This window comes from Rhodococcus yananensis, from assembly GCF_020515525.1.
Classification (GTDB): Bacteria; Actinomycetota; Actinomycetes; order Mycobacteriales; family Mycobacteriaceae; genus Rhodococcus; species Rhodococcus yananensis.
The window spans coordinates 46,441-56,375 of record NZ_JAIYEP010000022.1; the positions used below are offsets into that span (position 1 = coordinate 46,441).

The window sequence follows — 9,935 nt, forward strand, 5'->3', positions numbered from 1 at the left end:
CGGGACAGCCGGTCCCGTTCCCGCTCGTCCCGAGGCGTCGGGGACATCCGGGTGACGACCCCGCCCGTTCCGCATCGGCTCGACGCACATGCGGAACGGGCCGGGTGATGGCGCAGTGCGACCTACTTCTTCGCGGTCCGCCGGGCCGGAGCCTTCTTCGCTGCGGTCTTCTTCGCCGCGGTGGTCTTGGCTGCGGTCTTCTTCGCCGCAGTCGTCTTGGCTGCGGTCTTCTTGGCCGCCGTGGTCTTCTTGGCCGCGGTGGTGGTCTTCTTCGCCGCCGTGGTCTTCTTCGCTGCGGCGGTGGTCTTCTTCGCCGCCGTGGTCTTCTTCGCTGCGGCGGTGGTCTTCTTCGCCGCCGTGGTCTTCTTCGCTGCGGCGGTGGTCTTCTTCGCCGCCGTGGTCTTCTTCGCTGCGGCGGTGGTCTTCTTCGCCGCCGCCGTCTTCTTAGCCGCCGCCGTCTTCTTGGCCGCGGACTTCTTCGCGGCGGTCTTCTTCGCGGCGGCTGCGGCACCGCGCTTGACGGCAGGGCCGGTCGCGGGCAGCTTCTGCGTGCCGGCGATCACTGCCTTGAACTGAGCGCCGGGGCGGAACGCGGGAACCGACGTCGGCTTGACCTTGACGGTCTCGCCGGTGCGCGGGTTGCGCGCGACTCGGGCAGCGCGCCGACGCTGTTCGAAGACACCGAATCCGGTGATCGTGACACTGTTGCCCGCGTGCACGGCACGCACGATCGCGTCGACGATGTGCTCGACAGCAGCCGTCGCCGTACGCCGATCCGAACCGAGCTTCTCGGTCAGAACGTCGATCAATTCTGCTTTGTTCATTGAAATCCTCCGCACATCACGGTCCACCGTCAGACCGTCTCGAGTCCACGGTAAACCCGCAAACGGGCAAGAGTCTATGTGCCACGCCAATTCTCATGCAACTAACAGGTCGGGCCCGCATCGGATGTCACATCCGTGCGGGCCCGAACAGTCCGATTCGACAGGGATTCTCAGGGTGCCGGCAGAGTCTTCGGCTTCCAGTCCGGACGCGACTTCTCGTACTCGGAAATCGCTTCTACCTGGCGCAATGTCAATCCGATGTCGTCGAGACCCTCGAGCAGGCGCCACCGCGTGTAGTCGTCAATGGCGAACGGCACCACGGTCGTTCCGGCGGTGACCGTCCGATTGTTCAGATCGACTTCGAGTTCCAGCCCGGGCTGCTGCTCGATGAGCTTCCACAGCAGTTCGACGTCGTCCTGCGAGACCTGAGCGGCGAGCAGACCTGCCTTACCGGCGTTGCCGCGGAAGATGTCGGCGAACCGCGACGAGATCACGACCCGGAACCCGTAATCCGACAGGGCCCACACGGCGTGCTCCCGCGACGAGCCGGTTCCGAAGTCCGGGCCGGCGACGAGTACCGAACCCCGGTCGAACGGTGCGGTGTTGAGCACGAACGAGGGGTCGGTGCGCCACGCCGCGAAAAGTCCGTCCTCGAAACCACTCCGCGTGACGCGCTTGAGGTAGACGGCGGGAATGATCTGGTCGGTGTCGACGTTGGATCGGCGCAGCGGGACGCCGATGCCCTTGTGGGTGGTGAAGGCTTTCATGGAATCTCTCTCCTCGGGTCCCGTGTGCTAAACCAGGTCGGCCGGCGCCGACAGAGTGCCTCGGACGGCCGTCGCCGCGGCCACTGCGGGCGACACCAGGTGGGTCCGTCCCCCCTTGCCCTGCCGACCCTCGAAGTTGCGATTCGACGTCGACGCCGACCGTTCGCCCGGCGCAAGCTGATCCGGGTTCATTCCCAGGCACATCGAACACCCGGCCTGACGCCACTCGGCACCGGCCGCGGTGAATATCTCTCCGAGACCTTCGGACTCGGCCTGGGCACGAACACGCATCGAACCGGGAACGACGAGCATGCGCACGCCGTCGGCGACCTTGCGCCCCTTCAACACATCGGCGACGGCACGAAGATCCTCGATGCGGCCGTTGGTGCACGAGCCGACGAAGACGGTATCCACCTTGACCTCGCGCAGCGGCATCCCGGGCTCGAGATCCATGTAGCGCAACGCCTTCTCCGCGGCCTGACGCTCGGTCTCGTCCGCGATCTCCGCCGGTACGGGGACACGATCACCGAGCGGTGCACCCTGACCGGGATTCGTCCCCCACGTCACGAAAGGCGTGAGCGCGCTGCCGTCGATGTGGACCTCGGCGTCGAACACCGCGTCGTCGTCGGTCTTCAGCTGCTCCCACGCGACGACGGCGGCGTCCCAGTCGGCGCCCTGTGGGGCGTGCGGGCGGCCCTTGACGAATTCGTAGGTGATCTCGTCGGGGGCGATCATCCCCGCGCGGGCACCCGCCTCGATCGACATGTTGCAGATGGTCATCCGCGCTTCCATCGACAGCTTGCGGATGGCTTCGCCGCGGTATTCGAGGACGTACCCCTGCCCGCCACCGGTACCGATCTTCGCGATGATCGCGAGGATGAGATCCTTGCTCGTCACTCCGGGCTGCAGCTCACCGTCCACGGTGATCGCCATCGTCTTGAAGGGTCGCAACGACAGCGTCTGCGTCGCCATGACGTGTTCGACTTCACTGGTGCCGATTCCCATTGCGAGAGCGCCGAACGCGCCGTGCGTCGAGGTGTGACTGTCGCCGCACACCACGGTCATGCCGGGTTGTGTGAGTCCCAGCTGCGGGCCGACGACGTGGACGATCCCCTGATCGAGATCGCCCATCGGGTGCAGTCGGACACCGAATTCCTCACAGTTGCGCCGGAGGGTCTCGACCTGCGTGCGCGACACCGGATCCGCGATCGGTTCGTCGATGTCGACCGTCGGCACGTTGTGGTCCTCGGTCGCGATGGTGAGATCGGGGCGACGCAGGGGCCGCCCGGCCAGCCGCAGGCCGTCGAACGCCTGCGGGCTGGTCACCTCGTGTACGAGATGCAGATCGATGTAGATCAGGTCGGGCCGACGCCCTGCACCCTCACCTTCACCGCGCACGACCACGTGCTGATCCCACACCTTCTCCGCCAGAGTTTTTCCAGCCATCATCTCCACCTGTCGTCCGTGACGAACGCGGCCCCGGATCGGGGGCTGTCCGGTCCGCGTCTGGTGTCGTCCCCGATTCGCCCAATGCGCTATGCTTCCCATTATGCGAGACGGAGGTATCGACCTGTGAGACAGCATAGCGGGATCGGGGTTCTGGACAAAGCGGTGTCCGTACTCCACGCGGTGGCGGAACAACCGTGCAACCTCAACGAGTTGTGTGAACGCACCGGACTTCCTCGCGCCACCGCACATCGCCTCGCGGTCGGCCTCGAGGTCCATCGCCTCCTCATGCGGGACGGCGACGGCCAATGGCGCCCGGGCCCCGGGCTCGCAGAACTGTCCGCCGGCGCCGGGGATCCACTCGTCGAGGCCGCGTCTCTCGTCCTTCCGCGGTTGCGCGAGATCACCGGGGAGAGTGTGCAACTGTATCGACGCGAGGGAACCCAGCGGGTGTGCATCGCCGCGCTCGAACCTCCCACCGGCCTGCGCGACACCGTGCTCGTGGGTGCCCGCCTCCCCATGACCGCCGGTTCCGGCGCGAAAGTGCTTCTTGCATGGGCCGATACCGCCACCCAGCGAGCGCTGCTGCCCGAAGCCGCTTTCGGTGAACGGGTGCTCGCCGAGGTTCGGCGCCGCGGCTGGGCGCAGTCTGCGGCCGAACGTGAATCCGGCGTCGCCTCCGTCTCCGCACCGGTCCGGGATCGCACCGGCACCGTGGTCGCCGCGATCTCGGTGTCGGGCCCCATCGACCGGATGGGGCGCCGCCCCGGCTCCCGATGGGCGGCCGATCTCCTGGCCGCGGCCGAGGCTCTGCACAAACGACTCTGACACCCCACCCTCCCACGGATCGTCCGCGGGAGGGCGTTTTGTCGGCATGTGCGAGATGTGTCACAGTGCAGAAATGGGAATCAAGCGCCGCACCGAGATCGAGATGACCGGCACGGAGATCGACGACTTCCTCCACCGGAGTCGGGTGGCGACACTCGCGTCGATGGGTCCGGGCGGCACGCCGCATCTCGTCGCCATGTGGTACGCCGTCCTCGACGGCGAGATCTGGTTCGAGACGAAGTCGAAATCGCAGAAGGTGGTCAATCTGCGTCGCGACGACCGCATCACCGCACTGGTCGAGGCGGGCGACACCTACGACCAACTCCGTGGTGTGTCCGTCGAAGGGCGCGCCGAGATCGTCGAGGACCCTGGGGTCGTGTTCGACGTCTGCCGCGACGTGTGGGAGCGCTATACGGGCCCCTACTCCGAGGATGCCCGGTCGGCCGTCGAGCAGATGATGCACAAGCGGGTCGCCGTGCGCGTCGTCCCGAAACGCACCCGATCGTGGGACCATCGGAAACTCGGAATGCCTGCGATGCCGATCGGTGGCAGCACGGCGCAGTACCTGCCCCGCTTCGAGAGCTGAGCGCACCGGTCTCCACCACCCGCCCCGCGCGTTCCGTCCCCACGCAGGTGAGCGAAGGGCACGTTCGATCGATCCGACGAGACGACCGGCACGTTCGCTCACGGGAACGGAAAATGGGCGCGTCCGGATTCCGGACGCGCCCATTTCGATGTACCCCCGATGGGATTCGAACCCACGCTACCGCCGTGAGAGGGCGGCGTCCTAGGCCGCTAGACGACGGGGGCCTGGAACTTGCAACTCGACGGCACCGCATCCGGTCGTCGAGCCTCAGGAAAAGAGCGCCCCCGGTCTTGCGACCGGAGACGATCCGATGTACCCCCGATGGGATTCGAACCCACGCTACCGCCGTGAGAGGGCGGCGTCCTAGGCCGCTAGACGACGGGGGCCTGAGACATTCTTCTCCTGTTGCCTCCCGAAGGAGGCTCAGCCAGCTTAGCTGGCCGGGACACGGTGGGCAAACCACCGTGCCTCAGCTGGGGTACCAGGACTCGAACCTAGAATGGCTGAACCAGAATCAGCTGTGTTGCCAATTACACCATACCCCAATGGTCTGTCTCGAACGCCTGCGCTCCGCGCGCTGTGGCCTCCGTTCCGAACCGAGAGAAAGATTAACACCAAACCGGGGATGAACTACAAATCGCCTGGTCAGGGCGCATCCATATGCGGCCGGTCGACCGGCGAGCACCCCGGCTCGGGCGTGCTCGCCGGTCGTCGATCAGGAGATGGTCGCGCGGGCCGCCCGGAGGCGCGCCAGCGACCGGTCGCGACCGAGCAACTCCATCGACTCGTACAGCGGCGGGCTCACGTGCGAGCCGGTGACACCCACCCGCACCGGTGCGAACGCCTTGCGGGGTTTGAGTCCCAGTTCGTCGATCAGCGCTGTCTTCAGGGCTCCTTCGAGTGCCTCGGTGGTCCACGCGTCGAGCCCCTCGACCGCCGCGATCGCCGCGTCCAGCACCGGCGCGGCACCGTCCCCGAGATTCTTGGCAGCGGATGCTTCGTCGATCCGGAAATCCGCGTCGTCGACGAACAGGAATTTCAGCAGACCCCACGCATCCGACAACACGACGATGCGCGTCTGCACGAGGTCGGCTGCGGTCGCGAACAACGCGTCGTCGACGTCGCCGGTGAGGTGACCGTGGTCGATGAGGAACGTCTTCAACCGGGCTGCGAAATCCGCCGGCTCGAGGAGCCTGATGTGCTCGGCGTTGATCGCGTCCGCCTTCTTCTGGTCGAAGCGGGCAGGATTGGAGTTGACCTTGGAGATGTCGAACGCGGCGACCATCTCGTCGAGGGAGAACACGTCGCGGTCGTCGGCGAGCCCCCAGCCGAGCAACGCCAGGTAATTGAGCAGCCCCTCGGGGATGAACCCGCGGTCACGGTGCAGGAACAGGTTCGACTCGGGGTCGCGCTTGGACAGCTTCTTGTTGCCCTGCCCCATCACGAACGGCAGATGACCGAACTCCGGCGTGAAGTCGGTCACGCCGATGCGCTGCAGCGCGGCATACAGGGCGAGCTGTCGCGGCGTCGACGACAGCAGGTCCTCGCCGCGGAGCACGTGCGTGATCCTCATCAGGGCGTCGTCGACCGGATTGACGAGCGTGTAGAGCGGAATACCGTTGCCGCGCGTGAGCGCGAAATCGGGCACCGTGCCGGCCTTGAACGTGGTTTCGCCCCGCACCAGATCGTTCCACGTGAGATCGGAATCGGGCATCCGCAGTCGCACCACCGGCTTGCGACCCTCGTCGAGATACGCCTGACGCTGCTCGGGCGTCAGATCACGGTCGAAGTTGTCGTATCCGAGCTTCGGGTCGCGACCGGCCGCCCTGTGCCGGGCCTCGACCTCCTCGGGCGTCGAGAACGACTCGTAGGCCTCCCCCGCCTCGACCAGCTTCGCGACGACATCGAGATGCAGGTCGCGACGCTGCGACTGCCGGTACGGCTCGTACGGGCCGCCGACCTCGGGACCCTCGTCCCACTCGAGGCCGAGCCAGCGCAGCGCGTCGAGGATCGACTGATACGACTCTTCACTGTCGCGGGCGGCGTCGGTGTCTTCGATGCGGAACACGAAGGTGCCGCCGTGGTGCCGTGCGAACGCCCAGTTGAACAGGGCGGTACGGACGAGACCCACGTGCGGGGTTCCGGTCGGGGACGGACAGAATCGGACGCGAACATCGCTGGAGGTCATCGGCTCACTCGGGTCGAGGGACGGTTGGAGACCCTTTCAGGCTAGCCCCATCCCCGACCCGGAGATCGCCGGACCGGCAGGTCAGGATCCCTTCGCGACGACCGGGTTGGTCAGCGTGCCGATCCCCTCGACGGTGACGGACACGGTGTCGCCGGCGGTGATCGGGCCGACGCCCTCCGGTGTGCCGGTGAGGATCACGTCGCCGGGCAGCAGCGTCATCACGGCCGACACCCACGCGATGAGCGACGGAATGTCGTGGACCATCGCCGACGTTCGGCTGCTCTGCCGAACCGCGCCGTTGACCTCGGCGCCGATCGCGAGGTCGGACGGGTCGAGGTCGGTCTCGATCCACGGGCCGAGCGGGCAGAACGTGTCGTGCCCCTTGGCGCGCGCCCACTGGCCGTCCTGTTTCTGATGGTCGCGCGCGGAGACGTCGTTGGCGACGGTGTATCCGAGCACGACGTCGCGGGCCTTGGCCACCGGAACGTCCTTGCACGGACGTCCGATGACGACGGCGAGTTCCGCCTCGTGGTGGACGAGGGTGGACGTGGGTGGAATCACGATCGGGACACCGGGTCCGATGATGGACGTGTTGGGCTTGAGGAAGATCACGGGCTCGTCGGGGACTTCGTTGCCGGACTCCGCAGCGTGCGCCGCGTAGTTGCGGCCGACGGCGATCACCTTGCTCGCAAGGATCGGCGCGAGCAGTCGGACGTCGGCGAGGGGCCAGCTACGGCCGGTGAAGGTGGGTGTGCCGAACGGGTGTTCGGCGATCTCCTTCGCAACGGCGGAGTCCCCCTCCCCTTCGATACTGACGAAGGCGACACCGTCCGGGCTGGCAATTCGACCAAGGCGCATGTTCGGAAGTCTATCGGTGTGCACCGCGCTCCCCGATCGACGTCCGGGCGAGACGGGTATACAGTGCGAACAGTATTTTACGATTCGAGAACGAAGTCTCAGATAGTGGGATTTAATGACGGACGTACGCACGATCGGTGCCCGGCGATGGTTGATCCTTGCGATCGGCGTCCTCGCGCAGGCGGCGCAGGCAACCATCGTCAACGGTGTCGCGTTCCTCATCCCGACACTTCACGAGGATGCCGGATTCACACTCGCGCAGGCCGGAACGCTCGCCGGTGCACCGCTCTTCGGCGGAATGTTCACGCTCGTCCTGTGGGGCGCGGTCGCCGACCGTCACGGTGAGAGACTCGCGCTCACGGCCGGGCTCGGCATCACGTCCGCCGCGGTCACTGCCGCAGCCTTCACCACGTCGCTGCCGGTGCTCGCGGTCCTTCTCGTCGTCGGCGGTGCCGGTGCCGTCAGCGCCAACGCCGCCAGCGGGCGCGTCGTCGTGGGATGGTTTCCTCCCCACCGGCGTGGGCTCGCGATGGGCATCCGGCAGATGTCGGTTCCGCTCGGCGTCGCCGCGTCGGCGCTGGCCGTCCCGCAACTGGCCAGCGGTCACGGGATCTCTTGGGCTCTGGCATTTCCCGCCGTCGTGTGCGGTGTCGCCGCGGTTGCCTGCGCCGTCGGAATCGTCGATCCGCCCCGTCCCGAACGGTCCGAGGCGGCGCGCACCGGGGCACTCGACAATCCGTACCGGACGGGATCCGTCCTCGCCCGGATCCATGCCGCGTCGATCCTGCTCGTCATTCCGCAGTACGTCGTGTGGACCTACGCCCTGGTGTGGCTGATCACCGACCGGGGCTGGTCGGAAACCTCCGCGGGACTGGTCATCACCGCAGCGCAGATCCTCGGAGCGCTCGGCCGTGTCGCGGCGGGAGCGTGGTCGGATCGGGTGGGCAGCCGACTCGCTCCGTTGCGCACGGTGGCGATGGCCGTCGCGGTGTCGATGCTCGCGCTGTCGGGGGTGTCGATGATGCCGAACGGGGCGCTCGCCGTCGCCGTACTGCTCGTCGCGTCGGTCGCGACCTCGAGCCCCAACGGGCTGGCGTTCACCGCGGTCGCCGAGATCGCCGGACCCTACTGGGGTGGACGCGCGCTCGGTGTCCAGAACACCGGCCAGTTCGTCTTCGCCGCCGCGGTGGGCCCGGTGTTCGGCGCATTGATCGCCGCGGTGGGGTTCCCGGCGGCGTTCGCGCTCTCCGCGATCGCACCCGCGGCTGCCGTCCCGGTGGTCCCGACCGATCCGGCGGTCCCCACCCCCGAGCGAACGGTACACTCGCTCGATTGAATCGAGCCGACGATACATTCGCTCGGAAGTGGGTGGGCCGGACGCGACGGTGGACCGGACGCGGGGTGTCCTACAGGGCGGCGGTGATGCGGTCGCCGATCTCGGAGGTCACGATCGGCAGGTCGCCGCGCGACGCGAGGTCCGCTTCGACCGCACGCTCGACGCGCACGGCGTCGTCCTCACGACCGAGGTGACGCAACAGCAGCGCCGTGGACAGGATCGCCGCCGTCGGATCGGCGATGCCCTTGCCCGCGATGTCCGGTGCCGAGCCGTGCACCGGCTCGAACATCGACGGGTTCGTGCCCGAGGCGTCGATGTTGCCGCTCGCGGCCAGGCCGATTCCACCGGTGACCGCACCCGCCAGATCGGTGATGATGTCGCCGAAGAGGTTGTCGGTGACGATGACGTCGAACCGGCCCGGATCGTCGACCATGTAGATCGTCGCGGCGTCGATGTGGCAGTACGCGGTCTGCACGTCCGGGTACTCCTTGCCGACGGTTTCGACGGCGCGCGTCCAGATCGCCCCGGCGTTCGACAGCACGTTGGTCTTGTGGATCAACGTCAGATGCTTGCGCCGCGACCGGGCGAGCTCGAATGCGTACCGGACGACGCGCTCGGCGCCGAACCACGTGTTGATCGACACCTCGGTGGCGATCTCGTGGTCGGTGCCCACGCGGATCGCACCGCCGTTGCCCGTGTACGGCCCCTCCGTGCCCTCACGCACCACGACGAAGTCGATATCGGGGTTCGCGGCGAGCGGTGACGACGATCCCGGGTACAGACGCGACGGCCGAAGATTGACATGGTGATCGAGCGCGAACCGCATGTTGAGCAGCAGACCGCGTTCGAGCACACCGGGGGTGACGGACGGGTCGCCGATCGCACCGAGCAGGATCGCGTCGTGCTCGCGGATCGCGGCGAGATCGGCCGCGGGCAGCAGCTCACCGGTCCGGTTGTAGCGGCGCGCACCGAGGTCGTACTCGGTGGTGTCCAGATCGGTTACGAGCTTGCCCAGCACCTTCAGGGCCTCGGCCGTGACCTCGACGCCGATGCCGTCACCGGGAATGACCGCAATTTTCATCTTCTCGAACTCTCTTCCTGT

Annotated in this window: 9 protein-coding genes and 3 tRNA genes; 3 read left to right on the forward strand and 9 right to left on the reverse strand. The window is 67.2% G+C overall.

Annotation, left to right across the window (positions count from 1 at the left end):
- Positions 1 to 122 precede the first annotated feature (122 nt).
- From LDQ05_RS07785 to leuC, 3 genes are all read right to left on the reverse strand, one after another.
- Positions 123 to 824 (reverse strand): HU family DNA-binding protein, encoded by a 702-nt coding sequence (locus tag LDQ05_RS07785; RefSeq protein ID WP_226436326.1) that lies wholly within the window; start codon positions 822 to 824, stop codon positions 123 to 125.
- Positions 825 to 994: 170 nt separating this feature from the next.
- Entirely contained in the window at positions 995 to 1,591 is a 597-nt protein-coding gene (gene leuD / locus LDQ05_RS07790; RefSeq protein WP_226436327.1) for a 3-isopropylmalate dehydratase small subunit, read from the reverse strand.
- A gap of 27 nt (positions 1,592 to 1,618) precedes the next feature.
- The gene (gene leuC, locus LDQ05_RS07795; RefSeq protein WP_226436328.1) at positions 1,619 to 3,046 is read right to left on the reverse strand and encodes a 3-isopropylmalate dehydratase large subunit; all 1,428 of its coding nucleotides are present in this window, start codon (positions 3,044 to 3,046) and stop codon (positions 1,619 to 1,621) included.
- Between the two features lie 117 nt (positions 3,047 to 3,163).
- On the opposite strand from leuC, the gene LDQ05_RS07800 reads away from it, so the two are divergent.
- Entirely contained in the window at positions 3,164 to 3,865 is a 702-nt protein-coding gene (locus LDQ05_RS07800) for an IclR family transcriptional regulator (RefSeq protein WP_226436329.1), read from the forward strand.
- Between the two features lie 73 nt (positions 3,866 to 3,938).
- Positions 3,939 to 4,451: a pyridoxamine 5'-phosphate oxidase family protein gene (locus tag LDQ05_RS07805; RefSeq protein ID WP_226436330.1), complete on the forward strand. Its 513-nt coding sequence runs from the start codon at positions 3,939 to 3,941 to the stop codon at positions 4,449 to 4,451.
- A gap of 151 nt (positions 4,452 to 4,602) precedes the next feature.
- On the opposite strand, the gene LDQ05_RS07810 is transcribed toward LDQ05_RS07805, so the two are convergent.
- The 5 genes from LDQ05_RS07810 to LDQ05_RS07830 all read right to left on the reverse strand — a co-directional run bounded on the left by LDQ05_RS07810 (position 4,603) and on the right by LDQ05_RS07830 (position 7,497).
- A tRNA-Glu gene (locus LDQ05_RS07810) sits at positions 4,603 to 4,675 on the reverse strand.
- An 89-nt stretch (positions 4,676 to 4,764) separates the two neighbouring features.
- Positions 4,765 to 4,837, reverse strand: a tRNA-Glu gene (locus LDQ05_RS07815).
- Positions 4,838 to 4,924: 87 nt separating this feature from the next.
- Positions 4,925 to 4,996 (reverse strand) — tRNA-Gln (locus LDQ05_RS07820).
- Between the two features lie 170 nt (positions 4,997 to 5,166).
- Complete coding sequence (gltX, locus tag LDQ05_RS07825; protein WP_226436331.1) at positions 5,167 to 6,639, reverse strand: glutamate--tRNA ligase; 1,473 nt, start codon at positions 6,637 to 6,639, stop codon at positions 5,167 to 5,169.
- 81 nt (positions 6,640 to 6,720) lie between these two features.
- Positions 6,721 to 7,497, reverse strand: a complete 777-nt coding sequence (locus LDQ05_RS07830; RefSeq protein ID WP_226436332.1) for a fumarylacetoacetate hydrolase family protein — start codon at positions 7,495 to 7,497, stop codon at positions 6,721 to 6,723.
- Between the two features lie 115 nt (positions 7,498 to 7,612).
- On the opposite strand from LDQ05_RS07830, the gene LDQ05_RS07835 reads away from it, so the two are divergent.
- Positions 7,613 to 8,833: an MFS transporter gene (locus LDQ05_RS07835; RefSeq protein ID WP_226436333.1), complete on the forward strand. Its 1,221-nt coding sequence runs from the start codon at positions 7,613 to 7,615 to the stop codon at positions 8,831 to 8,833.
- A 70-nt stretch (positions 8,834 to 8,903) separates the two neighbouring features.
- On the opposite strand, the gene LDQ05_RS07840 is transcribed toward LDQ05_RS07835, so the two are convergent.
- Positions 8,904 to 9,914: a 3-isopropylmalate dehydrogenase gene (locus tag LDQ05_RS07840; RefSeq protein ID WP_226436338.1), complete on the reverse strand. Its 1,011-nt coding sequence runs from the start codon at positions 9,912 to 9,914 to the stop codon at positions 8,904 to 8,906.
- Positions 9,915 to 9,935 lie beyond the last annotated feature (21 nt).

Excerpts from the sequence above, each read along its gene's own strand:
- LDQ05_RS07840 (WP_226436338.1), bottom strand. The coding sequence starts at position 9,914 with ATGAAAATTGCGGTCATTCCCGGTGACGGCATCGGCGTCGAGGTCACG.
- gltX (WP_226436331.1), bottom strand. The coding sequence starts at position 6,639 with ATGACCTCCAGCGATGTTCGCGTCCGATTCTGTCCGTCCCCGACCGGA.
- leuD (WP_226436327.1), bottom strand. The coding sequence starts at position 1,591 with ATGAAAGCCTTCACCACCCACAAGGGCATCGGCGTCCCGCTGCGCCGA.
- LDQ05_RS07830 (WP_226436332.1), bottom strand. The coding sequence starts at position 7,497 with ATGCGCCTTGGTCGAATTGCCAGCCCGGACGGTGTCGCCTTCGTCAGT.
- LDQ05_RS07835 (WP_226436333.1), top strand. The coding sequence starts at position 7,613 with ATGACGGACGTACGCACGATCGGTGCCCGGCGATGGTTGATCCTTGCG.
- LDQ05_RS07785 (WP_226436326.1), bottom strand. The coding sequence starts at position 824 with ATGAACAAAGCAGAATTGATCGACGTTCTGACCGAGAAGCTCGGTTCG.
- LDQ05_RS07805 (WP_226436330.1), top strand. The coding sequence starts at position 3,939 with ATGGGAATCAAGCGCCGCACCGAGATCGAGATGACCGGCACGGAGATC.